This is a genomic window from Nonomuraea jiangxiensis (assembly GCF_900099965.1).
GTDB classification, from domain to species: domain Bacteria; phylum Actinomycetota; class Actinomycetes; order Streptosporangiales; family Streptosporangiaceae; genus Nonomuraea; species Nonomuraea jiangxiensis.
Map to the genome: position 1 here is coordinate 411087 of NZ_FNDJ01000002.1, position 20270 is coordinate 431356.

A 20270-nucleotide genomic window follows, 5' to 3' on the forward strand; every position below is an offset into this window, starting at 1 on the left:
GGGCCTCTCCTTCGCGCTCGGTCAGTTGGGGCTCTGGTCGGTGAGCTTGGCATCGATACGGACGAGAATGGACTCGATCCGATCAAACCGCTCATCGTGCCCATCGAGCCGCTTCTCGATCTTGTCGAAGCGTTCGTTGACCTTCGTGAAGCGTCCGTCGATCTCGTCGAAGCGTTCGTCGACTTTCGTGAAGCGTCCGTCGATCTCGTCGAAGCGTTCGTCGACTTTCGTGAAGCGTCCGTCGATCTCGTCGAAGCGTTCGTCGACTTTCGTGAAGCGTCCGTCGATCTCGTCGAAGCGTTCGTTGACCTTCGTGAAGCGTCCGTCGATCTTGTCGAACTGTTCGTCGACTTTCGTGAAGCGCTCTTCTACTCCGGCGAAGCCGGCCTTCATTTCTGTCCTGAGCTGGCCGACCTCTCGTTCGATCTTGGCCTGGATGTTCGTCCCGACGAGGTCCAGACGGTTGTGAAGTTCGTCGAAGCGCTCGGCGATGCTGCTCTCGGCCACGCCACTCACAGTAGCGCGCTCCAAGGCTGCGACCCTGACATCCAGCTCGCGACACTTCTCTCGAACATCGAACATCACTGGCGTGCTCCTTTCGGAGGGAGGGGAACTTGCGGTGCGCGCGCATCGGGAAGGTTACCCTCCGTACAAGATCGATCGCAGTCGGACGCGAAAGCCCCTCCTATTCCGCCCGCCGGAACTCCGCGATCCCCACCCCCAGCAGCACGACCCCGAGCGCCGCCACGATGCCCAGCTCCAGCGGCACCGGCACCTGGAAGTCGAACCACCGCACCCCCGGATTCAGCACCGCGTTCACCTGGGCGGGCACGTCGAGGTGCGAGAAGACCGCCGCCCGCATCGGGTCCACCGCGTACGTCATCGGGTTGACCACCGTCAGCACGTGCAGCCACGAGGGCAGGTTGGCCAGCGGGAACATCGCCCCCGACAGGAACATCATCGGCATGATCGCCATCTGCATCAGCCCGAAGAACGTCTGCATGTTCTTCATCCGGGCCGCCAGCATCACCCCGAACGCCGTGATCGTGAACGCCGCCAGGAACATCTCCGCCAGCAGCGTGACCATCAGCGTCACCGAGTACGGCACCCCCACCAGCCCCGCCATGGCCAGGATGACGACGCCCTGCCCGGTGGCCACGATGGCCCCGCCCAGGCACTTGCCGACGACGATCGCCCCCCGCGACACCGGGGCGACCAGCATCTCCCGCAGGAAGCCGAACTCGCGGTCCCACACGATGGACCCGGCCGAGAACATGCCCGTCATGATCACGGTCATGGAGATCATGCCGGGATACATGAACGTACGGTAGTCGATTCCCGGGATCGCCCCCTGCACCAGCGAGCCCAGCCCCGTACCCATGACGAACAGCCACAGCACGGGCTGCATCAGCATGGACAGCATGCGGGTGCGGTCGTTGACGAAACGAAGCATCTCCCGGTGCAGCACGACCTTGACCGCCCGCAGGTCGTGACCGGTGCTCCGGGCGGGCACGCGGACACTGATGGCCTCTGTCGCCATGGCTATCGCCTCGCCATCGCTCTCATCCACGACAGGTTGTCGGCGCCGGCCTCGGCGTCGCGGATCGTGGTACCGGTGTAGGACATGAACACGTCGTCCAGGGACGGCTTGGAGACGCTGACCGACTCGATCGGCATGCCGAGCTCGGCGAACAGCCGGGGGACGAACTCCTCGCCGGCGGCGACGGCGAAGGTGACCGCGCCCTCGTGCACGGCGGCCTCCAGCCCGAACCGCTCCCGCAGCGCCTCGATCGCGGCCGCGTCGTCCGCGGTGTGGATCTGCACCCGGTCCTTGCCGACGCTGGCCTTCAGCGCCTCGGGCGAGTCGATGACGACGACCTGGCCGTGGTCGATGATGGCGATGCGGTCGCAGTATTCGGCCTCGTCCATGTAGTGGGTGGTCATGAAGATGGTGATGTCCTCCAGCAGGCGGAGCTGGTTGATGTAGCCCCAGATGGCCGACCGGGTCTGCGGGTCGAGCCCGACGGTCGGCTCGTCGAGGAACAGCACGCGCGGCGAGTGCAGCAGGCCGCGGGCGATCTCCAGGCGCCGCTTCATGCCGCCGGAGAAGGTCATGACCTTGGCGTCCTTGCGGTCCCAGAGCGCGACCATCTCCATCACCTGCCGGATCCGGTCGCCGACGACGGACTTGGGCACGCCGTACAGCTCGGCGTGGAAGCGCAGGTTCTGCTCGGCGCTGAGGTAGCCGTCGAGGGTGGGGTCCTGGAAGACCAGGCCGATGTTCCTGCGGACCTCGTCGCGTTCGCGTACGACGTCGTGGCCGGCCACCGTGGCGCTGCCGCCGGTGGGGTTGACCAGGGTGCATAACATGCTGATGGTGGTGGTCTTGCCGGCGCCGTTCGGGCCGAGGAAGCCGAACACCTCTCCCGGCCGGACCTCGAAGTCGACGCCCTTGACGGCGTCGAGCTTGCCGTAGGTCTTCTTCAGCCCGTGTACGGACACCGCCGCGTCTGTAGCCATTCAGTCCTCCGCCAGAATCTGGAAAACGGACTTCCGGGTCTGCTTGATCAACTTCTTGGCCTCGGCCAGCTGGCGGTCGCTGGCCGTGCTCATCAGGTGTGAGAACGCCTCGTTGAGCTGGGCCCACAGCCGGCGCAGCTCGTGGTGCCCGGCAGGCACCGTGCGCGCGACCTCCTCCCACGGAGCCTCGCCGGCGTGCCTGGCGGCCGCCGCGCCGCCCCGCTCGGTCAGCCTGTACGTACGGCTCCCGCCCGACTCGTCGCCGGTCACGAGGCCCTCGTCCTCGAGTTGCTGGAGCGCCGGATAGACCGATCCCGGGCTGGGCCGCCAGACGCCGAGGCTGCGCTCCTCGATGTCCTGGATCATCTGGTAGCCGTTCAGCGGGCCCTCGTGCAGCAGGGCCAGCAGCGCCGCCCGGACGTCGCCCCGGCGGATCCTCGGCGCTGGCGGCTCGCCCTGGAACAGGTGCGGCGGCGGGCCGGGCATCAGCGGCATCGGGCGCATCGGGGGCGGTGAAGGGGGCGGTCCGGGGAGCGGCGGAGGCGGCGGTGCGTCCCAGAAGTCAGGCTCGCGCATGAACCCTCCAAATATCTAGATAGCCCGACGATATATCTAGATATTTGGTTCAGCAAGGCATTGCTCTAGCCATGCGGTAATTGTAAGCGAATGAACGCACTCAGTAATCGATGCGAAGGTGACGATTGGCTGTCGCCGGACGCCCTTAGTTAGCGCTCGTTAACCGCGGCGTCGATGGCGGCGCGGGCCATCGCGTGCAGGAGCGGCCGCATGTCCTGCGCGGGCAGCTCGTTCGCGCTGTGCGGGGTCGAGTTGAGCAGCCCGAAGATCGCATGAGTCGTGGCGCGCAGGCGCGCGGGCGGGCACGAGGGGTGCAGCTCGGCCAGCACCGTCACCCACTCCTCGACGTAGAGCCGCTGCAGCCGCCTGATCTGGCGCCGCGCGGGCTCGGGCACGTTGCCCAGCTCCCTGTCGTGCACCGAGATGAGCGCCGGCTGCTCGATCGCGAAGGTGATCTGCGTGTCGAGCAGCGCGTCCAGCGTCTCGTGCGGATCCGCCGACGCCGTCACCACCGCGGCGGCCGAGGCCCGCAGCCGGGAGCTGATGTCCAGCAGCATCTCCGCCAGCAGCGCCTCCTTGCCGGTGAAGTGCCGGTAGAGCGCCGGCCCGGAGACGCCGACCGCGCTCCCGATGTCCTCGATCGAGACGCCGTGGAATCCGCGCGCCGCGAACAGCCGGGCGGCCGCCTCCAGTATCTCGGCGCGCCGGTTGCCGCGATTGCGGGTAGGGGTGGAGGCGGTGGTCACATTTCGCATGCTAGACGATAACGTTAATGATGGCTAACATCCGTGGCGTGGGAGGAGGGGACTCATGAGCGACTGGCCGGTGCTGAAGTCTGCCGCCGAGCCCGGGAGCGAGGCGTACAAGGGCAACGCCGAGCTCAACGAGCGGCTCGCCGCCGAGCTGCTCGAACGCCTTGCCGCGGCCGCCCTCGGCGGCCCTGAGCGGTCACGGCGACGCCACGTCGAGCGCGGCAAGCTGCTGCCGCGCGACCGCGTCGACGGCCTGCTCGACCCCGGCTCCCGCTTCCTGGAGCTGTCGCCGCTGGCCGCGAACGGCCTCTACGACGACCAGGCGCCCGCCGCCGGGATCATCACCGGGGTCGGCAGGGTCTCGGGCCGCGAGTGCGTGGTCGTCGCCAACGACGCCACGGTCAAGGGCGGGACCTACTACCCGGTCACCGTCAAGAAGCACCTGCGCGCGCAGGAGGTGGCCCTGCACAACCGCCTGCCCTGCGTCTACCTGGTCGACTCGGGCGGCGCGTTCCTGCCCAGGCAGGACGAGGTCTTCCCGGACCGCGAGCACTTCGGCCGCATCTTCTACAACCAGGCCACGATGTCGGCGCGCGGCATCCCGCAGATCGCCGCGGTGCTCGGCTCGTGCACGGCCGGCGGGGCCTACGTGCCCGCGATGAGCGACGAGGCCGTCATCGTACGCGGCCAGGGCACGATCTTCCTGGGCGGCCCGCCGCTGGTCAAGGCGGCCACCGGCGAGGAGGTCACGGCCGAGGAGCTGGGCGGCGGCGACCTGCACGCCCGGGTCAGCGGCGTGACCGACCACCTGGCCGAGGACGACGCCCACGCGCTGGCCATCGTCCGCGACATCGTCTCCACGCTGGCGCCGCGGGCCGAGCGCCCGTGGGAGACCGTCCGGCCGGAGCCGCCCGCGCTCGACCCGCGCGATCTGTACGGGATCGTGCCCGCCGACACCCGCCAGCCGTACGACGTGCACGAGGTGATCGCCAGGATCGTGGACGGGTCGCGGTTCCTGGAGTTCAAGGCCGAATACGGCCCGACGCTCGTGACCGGGTTCGCCCACCTCCACGGCCATCCGGTGGGGATCGTGGCGAACAACGGCATCCTGTTCAGCGAGTCCGCGATGAAGGGCGCGCACTTCATCGAGCTGTGCGACCAGCGCCGGATCCCGCTCGTCTTCCTGCAGAACATCAGCGGGTTCATGGTCGGCAAGGCCTACGAGGCGGGCGGCATCGCCAAGCACGGGGCCAAGATGGTGACGGCCGTGGCGTGCGCGCGGGTGCCCAAGTTCACGGTGGTGATCGGCGGGTCCTTCGGGGCGGGGAACTACGCGATGGCCGGGCGGGCATACTCCCCCAGGTTCCTGTGGATGTGGCCGAACGCCCGCATCTCGGTCATGGGCGGCGAGCAGGCCGCGAACGTGCTCACGACCGTCGGCGACGCCGACGCCGACGCGATCAGGGCGCAGTACGAGCACCAGGGAAACCCCTACTACTCCACAGCCCGGCTATGGGACGACGGGGTGATCGACCCGCTCGACACCCGCACGGTCCTGGGGCTGGCCCTGTCCGCGGCGGCCAACGCGCCGCTCGATCCCGTGGGTTACGGCGTGTTCAGGATCTGACCTCTCCCCGCCGCCGGCGGGGGGATTTGTACCCACTTCTCCGCGACGAGGAGGCTGAGATGAGGTACGCGATTCACCGGCCCGCCCGGCCGGCGCGTCGTCCGCTGCTGTCGGTGGCCCAAGCATGAGGGTGGCTCAAGGTGTTTGACCGTGTTCTGATCGCCAACAGGGGCGAGATCGCCGTACGGATCATCCGCACCCTGCGCCGGCTCGGCATCGGGTCGGTGGCCGTGCACACGGCGTCCGACAGGGACGCCAGGCACGTCCGCGAAGCCGACATAGCCCTCCAGGTGCCGAAATATCTGGATATTGAGGCGATTGTCGGGGCAGCGCGGGATTCGGGCGTGCAAGCGGTGCATCCCGGATACGGGTTCCTCGCGGAGAACGGCGCGTTCGCCAGGCGGTGCGCGGAGGCCGGGCTGGTCTTCGTCGGCCCGCCGGCCGAGGCCATCGACGCCATGGGCGACAAGATCCGCGCCAAGGCCGCGGTGTCGGCCGCGGGTGTGCCCGTGGTGCCGGGCGGGGCCGAGCCGCACGACGCGCTGGAGGGCTGGCGCGACTTCCCCGCCCTGATCAAGCCGTCCGCCGGCGGCGGGGGCAAGGGCATGGTGCTCGTACGGTCGGCCACCGAGCTGGCCGGGGCGATCGAGTCGGCCCGGCGTACGGCGCTGGCGGCGTTCGGGGACGGGACCCTGCTGATCGAGCGTTACGTCGAGAACCCGCGCCACATCGAGATCCAGGTCCTGGCCGATGCCCACGGCACCGTCGTACACCTCGGTGAGCGCGAGTGCAGCCTGCAGCGCAGGCACCAGAAGATCATCGAGGAGGCGCCGTCGCCGTTCGTGAACCCCGAGACGCGCGCCCGGATGGGGGCGGCGGCCGTGGAGGCCGCCCGGGCCGTGGGTTACGTGGGGGCGGGGACGGTCGAGTTCATCGTGGACGGGACCACCGGGGCCTACCACTTCATGGAGATGAACACCCGGCTGCAGGTCGAGCACCCGGTCACGGAGCTGGTGACGGGGCTGGACCTGGTGGAGCTGCAGGTGCGGGTGGCGGCGGGGGAGCCGCTGCCGTTCGGGCAGGAGGACGTGCGGCTCGACGGTCACGCCGTCGAGGCCCGCGTCTACGCCGAGGACCCGGCACGCGGCTTCCTGCCCAGCGGCGGGCGCGTCCTCGCACTGCGCGAGCCGGGCGCCGGCGGTCATGGGCCAGGCGCCGGTGACCGTGGGCCCGGCGGTGGTCCTGGAGCGGCGGACGGGCGGGCGGCGGTCGTCCGGGTGGACTCCGGGCTGGTCGAGGGCGGGGTCGTGGGGAGCGAGTTCGACCCCATGCTGTCGAAGGTGATCGCCTGGGCACCCGATCGTGGGACCGCGCTCAGGGCACTCGACCGCGCCCTGGCACGCACGGCCGTTCTCGGGGTGGTCACCAACGTCCCGTTCCTGCGCGCCCTGGCCGCGCATCCGGCCGTGGCGGCGGGTGAGCTGGACACGGGGCTGGTCGAGCGGGTGCTTCCCGAGCTGGTCCCGGACGTGGGCGTGCCGGACGAGGTGGTCGCGGCGGCCGGGCTCGCCTTCCACGCCCTCCCGCAGGGTGCGGACCCGTGGGAGGTCACCGACGGGTGGCGGGTCGGGGAGCGGGCGTGGACGACGTGGCGGCTGGAGTCGCGGGCCGGGGTGCACGCGGTTCAGGTCCGCGGACTGCCCGAAGAGTCCGCTGAAGTGCTGATAAATGGTGAGAAGGTGGCTGGGCACCTCCGGTTCGACGGGGCCGATCTGGTGGTCACGCTCGGCGGGCGTACCGAGCGTTACCTCTGCGCGCGCCAGGGCGACACGCTGTGGCTCGGCCGGGACGGCGGATCGTGGGCGTTCACCCGGCACCTCATCGGCGACCCCGGCGACCGGCCGGGCGCCGCCACGGCCGGTGACGGCGTGGTCAGGAGCCCCATGCCGGGCACGGTCCTGATCGTCAAGGCCCAGCCGGGCGAGCGGGTGAGCAAGGGGCAGCCGCTGGTCGTCGTCGAGGCCATGAAGATGGAGCACACGGTCACCGCCCCGCGCGACGGCGTGGTCTCCGAGCTGCCCGTGCAGGCGGGTCAGCCGGTCGACATGGACGGCGTGCTGGCCGTGGTCACCAGCGAGGAGACGTGATGCCGTACCCCATGGAAGGTCTTCCGCAGCAGGTCACGATCTACGAGGTCGGGCCGCGCGACGGGTTGCAGAACGAGTCCTCCGTCGTGCCCGTCGAGGTGAAGGCCGAGTTCATCGACCGGCTGGCCGAGGCGGGGCACAAGGTGATCGAGGCGACCAGTTTCGTGCACCCGCGCTGGGTGCCGCAGCTCGCCGACGCCGACGAACTGCTCACCAGGCTGCACCGCAAACCCGGCGTGCGCTACCCCGTGCTGGTCCCGAACCTGCGCGGCCTCGACCGGGCGCTCGAACTGAACGTGGACGAGATCGCGATCTTCGCCAGCGCCACCGAGACGTTCGCCGCGAAGAACCTGAACCGGAGCCTGGAGAGCCAGTTCGACATGTTCGAGCCGGTCGTGGCGCGGGCGCTGGACAACGGGATCAAGGTCCGGGCGTACGTGTCGATGTGCTTCGGCGACCCGTGGGAGGGGCCGACGCCGATCCCCCAGGTGGTCAGGGTCGGCGAACGGCTGCTCGGACTCGGCTGCTACGAGCTGTCGCTCGGCGACACCGTCGGCGTCGGCACGCCCGGTCACGTCACCGCCCTGATCAGGGCCTTCCGCACGCCCGAGCGGCTCGCGGTGCACTTCCACGACACCTACGGCCAGGCGCTCGGCAACACCCTGGCCGCCCTCAAGGCCGGCGTGACCACGGTGGACGCCTCCACCGGAGGCATCGGCGGCTGCCCCTATGCCGAGTCCGCCACCGGCAACCTCGCCACCGAGGACCTGGTCTGGATGTTGCGGGGGCTCGGCATCGAAACGGGGCTCGACCTGGGCAAGCTCGTGTCCACCAGCACCTGGCTGGCGGAGCTGCTCGGCCGGCCCAGCCCGTCCCGCGTCGTACAGGCGCTGTCGAAAGGCTGACATGCTCAAGGACGAGTACGAAGAGTTGCGCAAGACGGTCGAGGGGTTCGCCCGCGACGTGGTGGCCCCCGTGATCGGGGACTACTACGAGCGCGAGGAGTTCCCGTACGACATCGTGCGGCAGATGGGCGCGATGGGCCTGTTCGGCCTGCCGTTCCCGGAGGAGTACGGCGGGATGGGCGGCGACTACTTCGCCCTGTGCATCGCGCTGGAGGAGCTGGCCCGGGTCGACTCCAGCGTGTCGATCACCCTGGAGGCCGCGGTGTCGCTGGGCGCGATGCCGATCTTCCGGTTCGGCACCGAGGAGCAGCGACGGCACTGGCTGCCCCGGCTGACCTCCGGCGCCGAGCTGGGCGCGTTCGGGCTGACCGAGCCCGGCGGCGGCACCGACGTGCCGGGCGGGATGCGCACCACGGCCGTGCTCGACGGCGCGGAATGGGTGATCAACGGGACGAAGGCCTTCATCACGAACTCCGGCACCGACATCACCGGCTTCGTCGGCGTGGCCGCGCTCACCGGCGAGGGCGAGATCTCCACGATCCTCGTGCCGAAGGGGACGCCCGGGTTCACGGTGTCGAAGAAGTACTCCAAGGTCGGCTGGAACGCCTCCGACACCCGCGAGCTGTCCTTCTCCGACTGCCGCGTCCCCGCCGGGAACCTGCTGGGCGAGCGTGGCCGCGGCTACGCCCAGTTCCTGCAGACGCTCGACGAGGGCCGCGTCGCCATCGCCGCCGTCAGCGTGGGGCTGGCGCAGGGGTGCGTGGACGAGTGCCTGAAGTACGTCAGGGACAGGCGGGCCTTCGGCCACCCGATCGGCCACTACCAGGCCATCCAGTTCAAGATCGCCGACATGGAGGCGCGGGCGCACACCGCCCGGCTGGCCTACTACCACGCGGCCGAGAAGATGATGGCGGGGCAGCCGTTCAAGAAGGAGGCGGCGATCGCCAAGCTGGTCGCCTCCAACGCCGCCATGGACAACTCGCGGGACGCCACGCAGGTGTTCGGCGGGTACGGGTTCATGAACGAGTTCCCCGTCGGCCGCTTCTACCGCGACGCCAAGATCCTGGAGATCGGGGAGGGCACGAGCGAGGTGCAGCGCATGCTCATCGCCCGCCAGCTCGGGCTGGGCGACCTTTGACCAGCGGCTCGCCCCGGTGCGGGTGCGTGGCGCACTCACCGGCCCGCCCGGCGCGGGGTTTGCGCGTGGAACGTGCGACGATCTAGTGTCATGAACCATGACGGCTGACGATCTTGTCATCAGGAGGGCGGAGAAGGCCGACGCGGACGCGGTGTTCGCGCTGGCCCGCGAGTTCGGGTTGACCTTCAGACCGGAGCGCGAGTCCTTCGACGCCGCGCTGCCCGAGCTGCTGGCCAACCGGGACGCCCTGCTGCTGGCCGCCGTCGTGGGCGGGCATGTCCAGGGTTACCTGCTGGGGTTCGTGCATCTGACGCTGTTCGCCAACGGGCCGGTCGCCTGGGTCGAGGAGGCCATGGTCGGGTCGGGGGCGCGCCGGCAGGGGATCGGGAGGGCGCTGCTGGAGGAGTTCGAGAAGTGGGCCCGCGTGCGCAACGCGCGTTATGTGGGCATGGCCACGCGGCGGGCGCCGGAGTTCTATCACGCGCTCGAATACGAGGCGTCGGCAACGTTCTTCCGCAAGGTCCTGCGCTAGGGACGAGCAGCCGGCATCTCGGCTGAACGGTGAGGATCGGCTGGGGGCGGGGCAACCGGCGTCTCGGCTGGACGGTGAGGACGGGCTGGGCGGGTGGCCGGCGTCTCGGCTGAACGGCGAGGATCGGCTGGGGGGGTAGTCGGCGTCTCGGCTGGAGGGTGAGGGCCGGTTTGGGCAGGTCGTCAGCTTCTGGCTGAATGGTGGAGACCGGCGGTGGCGCGTTTCTGTCGTGGCCGGATGGCATCCTTTTAGGCGTGAGTATCCACGCCGTCAGCCCCCTGTTCGTCGGGCGCGCCCGCGAGCTGGCCATGCTCGGTGACGCGCTGGCCAGGGCGCGTGCCGGGGTGTCGTCCACCGTGCTCATCGGCGGCGAGGCCGGTGTCGGCAAGACGCGGCTGGCCAAGGAGTTCACCGACCGGGCCGACGACGTGACGGTGCTCGTCGGCGGGTGCCTGGAGCTGGGCACGGAGGGCCTGCCGTTCGCGCCGTTCACGGCCGTGCTGCGCGGGCTCGTCCGCGAGCTGGGCCGTGACGGGGTCGCGGCGCTCGTGCCCGGCGGCAACACGCGCGGGCTGGCGCGGCTGCTGCCCGAGTTCGGGGAGCCGGGCAAGGACGGGGCGGAGGCCAGGGCGCGGTTGTTCGAGCAGATGCTCGGGCTGCTGGAGCGGCTGGCGGAGGAGCGTCCCGTGCTGCTCCTCGTGGAGGACGCGCACTGGGCCGACCGGTCCACCCGCGATCTGCTGTCGTTCCTCGTCCGCTCCCAGCGCACCGCCGGGCGCCTGCTGATCGTCGTGACCTATCGCACCGACGAGCTGCACCGCACCCACCCGCTGCGGCCGATGCTCGCCGAGCTGGGCCGGGTCCAGTGGGTGGGCAGGGTGGAGCTGCGCAGGCTCACCCGCAGGGAGGCCGTCGCGCAGGCGGCCAGCATCCTGGAGCGGGAGCCGTCCCCCGCCACCATGGACCTGATCTACGCGCGCAGCGAGGGCAACCCGCTGTTCGTCGAGGCGCTGCTGAGCGAGTCGGGCGCCGGCGACGCGCTGCCCGAGTCGCTGCGCGACCTGCTGCTGGCCGGCGTCGAGCGGCTGCCGGACGACACGCAGGAGCTGCTGCGCGTGGCCAGCGCCGGCGGCCAGCGCATCGAGCACGACCTGCTCAGCGCCGTCGCCGGGCTCGACGACAGCGCGCTCTCCCGGGCGCTGCGGCCCGCGGTGGCGGGCAACGTGCTGATGGTCGACGGCGAGGGCTACGGCTTCAGGCACGCGCTCATCCGTGAGGCGCTCCACGACGACCTGCTGCCCGGCGAGCACACCCGTCTCCACACCCGTTACGCGCAGGCCCTTGAGCGTGACCTGTCGATCCTGCCCGTCCCGCGCGGCGCGATCGAGCTGGCCCACCACTGGCACTCCGCCCACGACTCCACCTGGGCGCTGGTCAGCGCGTGGCACGCGGCCGCCGCGGCCCGCAAGTCCACCGCCTACGACGAGCAGCTCAGGATGCTGTCCCGGGTGCTGGAGCTGTGGGACCAGGTGCCCGACGCGGCCGAGCGCATCGGCGGCGACCGCTTCGACGTGCTCAAGCAGACGGCCACGGTCGCCCACCTCGCCGGGGAATACGAGCGCTCGGTCGCCCTGGCCAGCGCCGCCCTCGCCGACCTCGACTACGCCGCCGACCCGATCAGGGCGGCCCAGATGCTGCGCCAGCGCGGCCTGACCCGCTATGACCTGGGCCGCCCCGACCACCTCGACGATCTGCGCCGGGCGGCCGAGCTGACCCCGTCCGACAAGCCGAGCAAGCTGCGCGGCCAGGTCCTGGAGAGCCTGGCCCGCATGCTCTACCGGCCGGCGGACTGGCCGGAGCGGCTCGCCACGGCCCGGCTCGCGATGGAGATCGCCCACGAGGTCGGCGACGCCAACACCGAGGCCCACGCCCTGATCAGTTACACCTGGTCGCACGCGTGTTACTCAGGGATCGACGCCCAGTTGGAGGCGTTCGCGAAGGCGCGGCGCATCGCGCACCGCGCGGAGGCGTACAACGCGATGATGCGCTGCGCGATCTCCGAGTCCGACGCGCTGGAGGGCGCGGGGCGGCACGAGCGGGCCGCGCAGGTGGCCAGGGACGGGGTCAAGGAGGCCGGGCTCTACGGCCTGGCACGGACGTCGGGGACGTTCCTGTCGATCAACCTGGCCGAACCGCTGGTGTCGCTCGGGCGCTGGGACGAGGCGCTGGAGGTGCTGGAGCACGCGCTCGACCTCGCGCCGCCGGCACCCATCGGGGCGAGTTTGCAGGGGTTCGCGACGGACATCGCGCTCGCGCGGGGGCAGTTCGACCGGGCGGAGCGGTTGCTGGAGTCGTCGCGGAGCGTGCTGGCGCGCGGGACTTATCGGGACCAGGTGGTTCTGCCGCATTTGTGTAGGGAAGTGCAGCTGCTCCAGGCGCGAGGGGAGATGGAGGCGGCCGTGTTGGCGGCGGCGCGAGCCATGGAGGAGCGCGACCTGCTGTCCAACCCGCGTTACTCGTGGCCGGTGCTGCTGACCTTCGCCCAGCTCCTGGGAGCGGTGCTGGCCTCCGCCTCCGGCACCGGGGCGGGTGGGGCGCCAGCTCTCGGTCCTGGCGCGGGCCGAGTGTCTGCTTCCGGTGGTGGAGTCGGTGCGCTGCCGGGTTCGGGTGGTGGGCTTGGTGGACCGTCCGCTTCCGGTGGTGGGCTGTCGGGTTCTGGTCCGGGGGCGGGCGAGGATCGCGCCGCTTCGGGTGCCGGGGCGGGTGGGGCTGCTGGCTCCGGGGCTGGTGGGGGGTCTGTATCGGGTGCTGGGGCTCCTGCCTTCCCTGCGGGGGTCGGTGGGGACGTTGCGCGGTTCGGGGGTGGCCAGGCCGGTGAGGCGATTCGCCACAGTGGGGCGGGGCTCAGGGGGCTCGCCCAGTTCTGCGCGTTCCTGCTGCCGCAGCTGTGGGAGCTGGGGGAGAAGCTGCAGGCCGATGGGGATCTCCAGGAGGCGCAGCGGCTCACGTTCACCGCTCTGATGGGCGCACATGTGTCTCTGACGGGGGGACGGGGGTCGCAGCTGGGAGCCCGTGGGTCTGAGGCGGGGGTCCGTGGGGAGGAGCTGGGGGCGGACGTGTCCCAGGTGGAGGCCGGTGCGTCGGCGGAGGAGCTTGACGAGTCAGGGGCGCGCGTGTCGGTGGAGGGTGCCGACGGGCCGTCGGCTGGCGCGTCGGGGGAGGAGCTTGACGAGCCGGGGGCGCGCGTGTCGGTGGAGGGTGCCGACGGGCCGTCGGCTGGTGTGTCGGCGGAGGGTGTCGATGGGCCGGGGGCGTGGCAGTTCAAGGCGTGGGATCTGGCGGTGGGGGCCTGGGCGGCGTTGCGGCAGCCGTACGCGGAGGCTCGGGTTCAGGCGGGTGCGGCGCAGGCGGCGCTCGCCATGGGCGATCGTCAGGAGGCTGCGGCGCGGCTGGCACGGGCACGGGAACTGGCGAGCCGGCTGGGCGCTGCGCCGCTGCTGGCGCAGCTCGACGTCTTCGGGCGGCGCGCCCGGATCGGCGGGACGGACGAGGCGGCCGACGGGCATCCGCTGGGGCTGACGGCTCGGGAGCTGGAAGTATTGCGGGAGGTGACCAACGGGCGGAGCAACCGGGAGATCGCCGAGGCGCTGTTCATCTCGATCAAGACGGTGAGCGTGCACGTCTCCAACATCCTGGGCAAGCTCGGCGTCGCTACCCGAGGCGAGGCCGCCGCCACCGCCCACCGCCTGCGCCTCTTCGACGCCCCCGACTCGTAGCGGTTGGTGAGCGGCTTAAGAATCCCAACAAAATGATCTAGGAATACCGTTGATCATCTGTGTGAGAGGGGCGAGCAGCCGCCGTGGATCATCCCGGATGAGTTGTGGGCGCGGATCGAACCGTTGTTGCCGGTCTTGCCACGCCGGCGTGGGTAGGCATCGCTCGGTGATCGAGCAGACGATCGCCCTGTTGCCTTGGTTCCGCCGCCTGCGCATCCGCTGGGAGATTCGCGACGACATCCACGAAACCTTCATGACCTTCGCCGCCGGCATCATCTGCTGGCGACGCCTCATCCACTGATCGTTCCGCTAGGACGTCTCATGGCAGTCGGGCCCGCGCGGATCTCAGCACGTCGATCTCACAGCCCGGCGCGAACGGGTCGAAGCCGTGCTCGCTCAGCCAGCGAACCCCCAGCAGGCTTCGCAACGACCACCACGCGCGGATCACGTCGAGGTCGACGTCGGTGCCATAACCGGCGACGACGTCGTCGAGGTTCTCCTCGTGTCCGAGCGTCAAGATGGCGAGGTCGAACAGGGCATCGCCCTGGCCCGCCTCGGACCAGTCGATGATGCCCGTGATCTCGTCGCCGTCGATGAACACGTGATCGATCTGCAGGTCGCCGTGCGTGAACACCGGGGCCCACGGCCGGAGCGCGGCCTCGGCGATCTGGCGGTTGCGGGTGACCAGGTCGGCGGGCAGGACGCCGTTCGTCACAAGCCACTCGCACTCGCCATCGAGATCCGCCGCCAACTCGTCGAGGCCCCGGCCGGCCCGGCCGAGCCTGGGCGGCAACGGCGCGTCGTGCAACCTCCGAATGGCGGCGCCCGCCGCGGCCCACGCCGCCGGGGACGCGGTCGACGGCTCGCCGAGGCGGCCGAGCGCCGTCCCCGGGACTGCGGCGATCGCGAGCACCGGCGGCTTGTGCCACAGGACCTTCGGGGTCGGGACCGGCGCCAGGGCCATCGCCTCGACCTCGACGCCGATGCGCGCCTGATCGGAGTCCACCTTCAGGAACACGTCGCCGACGCGCAGGGTCGCGCGCTCGGAATGGGCGACGACCACTTTGACCTCATCCATGGGCGACCAGTATCCCGGGGATGTTCGTCGACGTCACCGGGTTTATTGAGCACTCCCGCCAGCACGCCCGTGCCGTCGCTGTGTGGCGCGTGAGGTCGGCGATCGGGGAAGTCTCCTGTGCCGCCTTTGGTGGGGCTGCTCGTGTGGGTGACTGCTCGGCCGGGTGGGGTGTGGTTTCGGTGGGTTGGTCATCCGGCGGTCGGACGGGGTTTTAACGTCCCTCCAGTACGGCTTCGCACTGTGGGCCGCCACCCGCCGACCAAGCCGGCGGCCTCCAGGAGAACGGCCGCTGACCGGTGCGGGGTCGGGCGCCGTTACGTGCGCGCCGGACCCGGCGACGTGGTCAGGGGTCAGCCGGTCAGCTGGGCTTCCAGGCGGTAGCCGTCCACCGTGACGTAGACCTGGTCGCCGGGGCGGGCGTTCAGGCGCATGAGCACCGGCTGGAGGGAGTCGAAGACCGGCTGGTGGCCCTGCCAGACCAGGACGATGGCGTTGTCGCCGGGGCCCGTCACCGACAGGAGGGTGCCGGGGCGCATGCCGAGCTGGGCCGCGTACCCCTCGGGGACGGGCACCGGGCCGCCCCTGAGGTGTTCGGGGGTCACTTCGATGCGCTGCCAGCGGCGTGGGTCGGAGGACGGGCTGGGCAGTGGCGGGGGCGGCGTGGGCGGGGTGCCCGCGAGAATCGGGGAGCGGCCGCCGGACAGCGCCGAAAGCGTGGCCAGGGCCGCCGTCGGGTCGATCGAGCCTGACGGGGCCGTGGGGATGGGCTGGCCGCCGCGGTGGTGGTGGCCGTTCGCGCCGGGGGTGCGGCGGGGTAGCGGCTGGGCCGGGATGGGGGTCGCGGAGGCCACCGCGTCCCGGGTCGACTCCGGCGGGAGGGCGTCGAGCCACGCCTTGGCCGAGTGGGTGCGGATGCCCAGCTCGGACATGAGGGCCACGAGGTCGGCGTCGGCCGGGCTCGCGGCGAGCAGCTGCCTCGTACGGGCCTGCAGGCCGTGGATGTCGCCCACCACGAGCCAGCCGTCCTGGAGACGGCGGTCGGGCATGAGCGTCACCAGCACTCGCCAGAGCGGGGTGCGCAGCGACGGGACCATCACCGGGTGGGCCGGGTCCGCTCCGACGAGCTGCTCTTCGGTGGCCGCCGCGCCGAGCCACTCGGTCAGGCGGAACATGTGGCCCGTGACCGGCGCGGACTCGGAGGAGCGGAGCCACTGGAGCACGCGCTCCTCGGCGGTGCGCTGGGCCTGGGACAGCGCATCCCTGTCGACCAGCAGCTTGTGTGCGAGGGTACGCAGGCTGATCGGATCCTCCGCGAACAGCCGGTGCACCGCGACCGCCAGCTCCAGCTTGTCCAGGCTGCGGAACAGGCTGTCCACGACCCGGACCATCGCGTGGTCGGGGTCGGACGACACGGGAGCGGGCGTTTCGGTGGAGGGGGTGCGGGGGCCCGGGTAGCCCGGCGTGCCGCCGCTCGTGGTGCCTTTGGCGCTGTCCGGGCCCGTGCCGGGAATGGCCGGGATCGAGCCGGTGTGAGGGCCGCCGGAGCCAAGCGCGCCCGGCGTGGCCGGTTTGGACCCTGCGGGGGCGACGCCGGACGTGGGGAGGCCCGCAGGGGTGGAGCCGGTGGATCCTGCGCCGCCGGGGACGGATCCGGGCGCGCCCGGCATGGAGCCTGCGGATCCAGGTCCGCCCGGCATGGAGCCGGTGGATTCCGGGCTGCCGGGGATGGGGTTCGCGGACGTGGGGCCGCCGGACAGGGAAGCAGGGCTGCCGGAGAGGGAGGGGATGGAACTGCCGGACCCCGAGCCGCCTGGGGCGGAACCGCTCGATGCCGGGCCGCCGGGGGCGGGGGCGCCCGGGAGTTCTTGGGCGCCGGACTGGGTGTTGCCCGACGGGCGCTGCGGGAGTCCGCCCTGGCCTGAGAAAGGTTCGGAGGGGGCGGGGCGCTGGCCCTCGGCCGGGAAAACCTGGCGCGCGCCGCCACCTGGGAAGGGGCCCGACTGCCGTTGCGGGCCGCTGTCCGGTTGCTGCGTGGGGAACGAGTCGGTCGGGCGGCGCATGGGGCCTTCCGCCGGTTGAGCCGCGAACATGCCGGTCTGCGGGCCGCTGTCCGGCACCGCCGGCGGGGGGAACGCGCCCGGCTGACGCTGCGGCGTGCCCTCGGGCGTGACGGCGGGGAAGGACCCGGTCTGGCGGGGTGAGCCGCCCTCGGGGGTGCCTGCCGGGAAGGAGCCGGTCTGGCGGGGCGAAGTGCCCTCAGGGGTGACGGCGGGGAAAGAGCCGGTCTGGCGGGGCGAGCCGCTCTCGGAGCTTCCTGCCGGGAAGGACCCGGTTTGGCGGGGTGAGCCGCCCTCGGGGGTGCCTGCCGGGAAGGTGCCGGGCTGGCGCTGCGGTGTGCCGTCGGCGGCGACCGCCGGGAAGGAGCCGGTCTGGCGCGGTGTGGGCTGGCCCGGGAACGAGCCTGGCTGGCGCGGGCCCTCCGCCGCGGCGGCCGGGCGTTGCGGCAGGTTCTCGCCCTGGCCCGGGAACGGGCCGGTGGGCTGGTGCTGCGGCGCGCTGTCGGACAGCGAGCCGGTCTGTGCCGCGAAGGGCTCGCCCTGCGGCTGGGCCGGGAACGAACCCGTGCCGCTGACCCCGCGCTGGAGCGGGCGGGTGACCTCGGGGTGCCCGGCGGGGAGGGGAGCTCGGCCCGGCAGCGCGGGGACGTCGCCCTGGCCCGGGAGCGAGGGGGCGGCGTCGCGCTGAGCAGGAAGGGAGGCGGCGGCGTCGCGTTGGGCGGGAAGGGCGACGTCGGGCTTGGCAGGAAGGGAGGCGGCGGCGTCGGACTGGGCCGGGATGCGGGCGAGGATCTCGCGGAAGATCGATCCGATCACCACCTCCGGCGTGGCCGACGGAGTGCTCAGGTCACTGGGCGACAGGCGGCGCAGCCGCTGCCAGCCACCGAGGCCGGTGATCGCCGTACGGGTGGATTCGGGCCAGCCGGGCAGCGCGGGATCGATGCGATGAACCGTCAGTGCGGGCAGAAGGTCGGTCAGCGGCAGATGGTCCCAGTTGGCGGTGGCCAGTCGGGCCAGGCGCTCGCAGATCCAGTCGAGCCCCGCCGTGCCGAGCGCTCTCGACAACGCGAGAGAGGACCACCACCCCGCGGGCAGGCGCGGATCACCCAGCGCCTCGGCCACCTGCTGCGGACGGCTCCAGCGCAGCGCAGGGACTAGGTCGCTCAGGCAGATCGATGACTCGACTTCCATCGGCGGACCTTATCCTCCCCAAGTGAGCCGCATGGTGCTGCCCTACTCTAATGTGGCTATTGGTGCAGCCTACGCGGCAAGCTATCAATCAGTGTGAATAGGGTAAAGACGGTTCAGATCCAAACCGTACCGTGGACGGCCGCCCACCTGGGCCACGCATTCGCCCCCAGCACGGCAACCTGCCTCCAAAGCGGCCTCCTCGCTGACACCATGCAAAGTGGCGGTGAGGAACCCGGCGGCGAACGCGTCACCGGCCCCCGTCGAGTCCACGACCTCGACGGGCGTGCCCGCCGCCGTCGCGACGACCTCGCCGTCGACGGCAGCCACCGCGCCCTTCGCTCCCAGCTTCACGACCGCTGTGCCGTACATCTCACTCAAGAGTACGGCGGCGGGCTCCGCGCTCGTGGCACCACTGAGGAGGAGGGCCTCGGAGAGATTTGGGATGATCAGGTCGGCGGGGGATGATTCGCGGATGAAACGTTCAAGGCCGAAGTCACCCAACGGGCTCGTGGAGGCCGGATCGATGCTGATGGGGATGCCCGCCGCGGTCGCGTCGGCCATGGCACGCCTGGCCAGCAGTAACCCGGCCGGGGCGAAGAGGATGTAACCGGACAGGTGCAGGCGGCCGACGCCGTCGAGCAGGGACGGGTGCCAGTCGGCCTCCGAGATCAGACCGCCGGCGCCGCGGTTGGTGAGCATGGAACGTTCGCCGCTCTTGTCCACCATCGAGATCACGACGGCGGTGGGGTGCGCGGGATCCACGGCGATCTGCGGGCGCACGCCGGTCTTGACCAGTTCGGCGAGGTGCCATTCGCTGCTGTCGTAGCCGAGCCGGGCCAGCAGCCGGGCGTCGGCGCCCAGGTGGGCGGCCCAGGCGGCGGTGTTCGCGCCGGAGCCGCCGGGGCGGAGCACGATGTCGGCGGCCGTGTCGGTGCCCCACATGACCGGCGAGCCATGCAACGCCACCACGTCGGTGACCACGTCCCCGATGACGAGCAGCGCCCGGCCCGTCACGACCGAGCCCACGCCAGGGCGATCTGGGTGGCCAGGGCGACGTTGCCGCGTACGGCGGCCAGGTTCGCCTCCAGGGAGGCGCCCGCGGTGCCGTCCACCAGATAGCCGAGCAGGAACGGGGTGATGGCCTGCCCCGTGACCCCCGCGCGCTCGGCGGCGGCCAGCGCCTCGGCCAGTACGCGGTCGTGCAGCTCCGGATCGAGTTGCTGGTCCCGGGGGACCGGGTTGGCGACGATCAGCGCGCTCTCCTGGCCGCCGAGCGCGTCCTGTCCGTGCATGATGTCGGCGGCCTCGCCCGGCGACTCGATCCGCCAGTCGACCGGCAGGCCGGAGGAGTGCAGGTAGAAGCCGGGGAAACTGTCGGTACGGTAGCCCACCACGGCCACCCCTCTCGTCTCCAGGCGTTGCAGCGTGGCGGGCACGTCCAGGATCGACTTCACGCCGGCGCAGACGACCGTGATGCGGGTACGGGCGAGGGTGTCGAGGTCGGCGGACTCATCCTGGTCCTCGGTCCAGCCACGGTGCACGCCGCCGAGCCCGCCGGTGGCGAAGACCCGGATGCCGGCCCGGGCGGCCAGGAACGACGTGGCCGACACGGTCGTCGCGCCGCTGGCCTTCAGCGCCGCCGCAATGGGCAGGTCCCGCTGGCCCAGCTTGCGCAGCCCGGACTCGGTCGCGACGCGTTCCAGCTCCACGTCGTTCAGGCCGATCCTGGGCACGCCGTCCAGCACGGCGATCGTGGCCGGTACGGCGCCCGCGGCGCGTACGACACCCTCCAGCTCCCGTGCCACCTCCAGATTGCGCGGCTGAGGCAGCCCGTGGGAGATGATCGTGGATTCCAGCGCCACGACCGGCCGTCCCTGAGCCAGGGCCTCGGCCACCTCGTCGGACGGCTGGAGAACGGAGTCCGTGGTGCTGCGCATGGTGAGTTATGTGCTCCTTGCGTGGTCCTGACCC

At 71.3% G+C, this 20270-nt stretch carries 16 protein-coding genes; 7 read left to right on the forward strand and 9 right to left on the reverse strand.

The window, feature by feature from the left end:
* Positions 1 to 21: 21 nt before the first annotated feature.
* The 5 genes from BLS95_RS05175 to BLS95_RS05195 form a co-directional block, all read right to left on the reverse strand.
* Entirely contained in the window at positions 22 to 585 is a 564-nt protein-coding gene (locus tag BLS95_RS05175; protein WP_143043588.1) for a hypothetical protein, read from the reverse strand.
* Positions 586 to 685: 100 nt separating this feature from the next.
* Complete coding sequence (locus BLS95_RS05180; RefSeq protein ID WP_090929686.1) at positions 686 to 1540, reverse strand: ABC transporter permease; 855 nt, start codon at positions 1538 to 1540, stop codon at positions 686 to 688.
* Positions 1541 to 1542: 2 nt separating this feature from the next.
* Positions 1543 to 2520 carry an ATP-binding cassette domain-containing protein gene (locus tag BLS95_RS05185; RefSeq protein ID WP_090929687.1) on the reverse strand — a complete coding sequence of 326 codons (978 nt, stop codon included), beginning with the start codon at positions 2518 to 2520 and terminating at the stop codon, positions 1543 to 1545.
* A complete protein-coding gene (locus BLS95_RS05190) occupies positions 2521 to 3096 on the reverse strand; it encodes a PadR family transcriptional regulator (protein ID WP_143043589.1) in 576 nt (191 codons plus the stop codon).
* Between the two features lie 149 nt (positions 3097 to 3245).
* Positions 3246 to 3851: an SACE_7040 family transcriptional regulator gene (locus BLS95_RS05195; protein ID WP_090929689.1), complete on the reverse strand. Its 606-nt coding sequence runs from the start codon at positions 3849 to 3851 to the stop codon at positions 3246 to 3248.
* Positions 3852 to 3906: 55 nt separating this feature from the next.
* Here BLS95_RS05195 and BLS95_RS05200 point away from each other — a divergent pair, with 55 nt between their 5' ends.
* From BLS95_RS05200 to BLS95_RS58900, 7 genes are all read left to right on the forward strand, one after another.
* Positions 3907 to 5475 carry a carboxyl transferase domain-containing protein gene (locus BLS95_RS05200; RefSeq protein WP_090929690.1) on the forward strand — a complete coding sequence of 523 codons (1569 nt, stop codon included), beginning with the start codon at positions 3907 to 3909 and terminating at the stop codon, positions 5473 to 5475.
* Positions 5476 to 5615: 140 nt separating this feature from the next.
* Positions 5616 to 7622, forward strand: coding sequence for an acetyl/propionyl/methylcrotonyl-CoA carboxylase subunit alpha (locus BLS95_RS05205; RefSeq protein ID WP_090929691.1), 2007 nt, complete (start codon positions 5616 to 5618; stop codon positions 7620 to 7622).
* Positions 7622 to 8527, forward strand: coding sequence for a hydroxymethylglutaryl-CoA lyase (locus tag BLS95_RS05210; protein WP_090929692.1), 906 nt, complete (start codon positions 7622 to 7624; stop codon positions 8525 to 8527). The genes BLS95_RS05205 and BLS95_RS05210 overlap by 1 nt, the downstream gene beginning before the upstream one ends.
* A 1-nt stretch (position 8528) precedes the next feature.
* Positions 8529 to 9665 (forward strand): acyl-CoA dehydrogenase family protein, encoded by a 1137-nt coding sequence (locus BLS95_RS05215; protein ID WP_090929693.1) that lies wholly within the window; start codon positions 8529 to 8531, stop codon positions 9663 to 9665.
* Between the two features lie 97 nt (positions 9666 to 9762).
* Entirely contained in the window at positions 9763 to 10197 is a 435-nt protein-coding gene (locus tag BLS95_RS05220) for a GNAT family N-acetyltransferase (RefSeq protein ID WP_090929694.1), read from the forward strand.
* Between the two features lie 254 nt (positions 10198 to 10451).
* Complete coding sequence (locus BLS95_RS05225; protein ID WP_245764850.1) at positions 10452 to 13973, forward strand: helix-turn-helix transcriptional regulator; 3522 nt, start codon at positions 10452 to 10454, stop codon at positions 13971 to 13973.
* A gap of 166 nt (positions 13974 to 14139) precedes the next feature.
* Complete coding sequence (locus BLS95_RS58900) at positions 14140 to 14274, forward strand: hypothetical protein (protein ID WP_281249949.1); 135 nt, start codon at positions 14140 to 14142, stop codon at positions 14272 to 14274.
* 18 nt (positions 14275 to 14292) lie between these two features.
* Here BLS95_RS58900 and BLS95_RS05235 read toward each other — a convergent pair whose 3' ends face one another.
* The 4 genes from BLS95_RS05235 to BLS95_RS05250 form a co-directional block, all read right to left on the reverse strand.
* Entirely contained in the window at positions 14293 to 15051 is a 759-nt protein-coding gene (locus BLS95_RS05235) for a phosphotransferase family protein (RefSeq protein WP_090929695.1), read from the reverse strand.
* 350 nt (positions 15052 to 15401) lie between these two features.
* Positions 15402 to 18299: a hypothetical protein gene (locus BLS95_RS05240; RefSeq protein WP_090929696.1), complete on the reverse strand. Its 2898-nt coding sequence runs from the start codon at positions 18297 to 18299 to the stop codon at positions 15402 to 15404.
* Positions 18300 to 18383: 84 nt separating this feature from the next.
* Positions 18384 to 19325 (reverse strand): carbohydrate kinase family protein, encoded by a 942-nt coding sequence (locus BLS95_RS05245; protein ID WP_245764851.1) that lies wholly within the window; start codon positions 19323 to 19325, stop codon positions 18384 to 18386.
* Positions 19310 to 20236: a pseudouridine-5'-phosphate glycosidase gene (locus BLS95_RS05250; protein ID WP_090929697.1), complete on the reverse strand. Its 927-nt coding sequence runs from the start codon at positions 20234 to 20236 to the stop codon at positions 19310 to 19312. The genes BLS95_RS05245 and BLS95_RS05250 overlap by 16 nt, the downstream gene beginning before the upstream one ends.
* Positions 20237 to 20270: the final 34 nt, after the last annotated feature.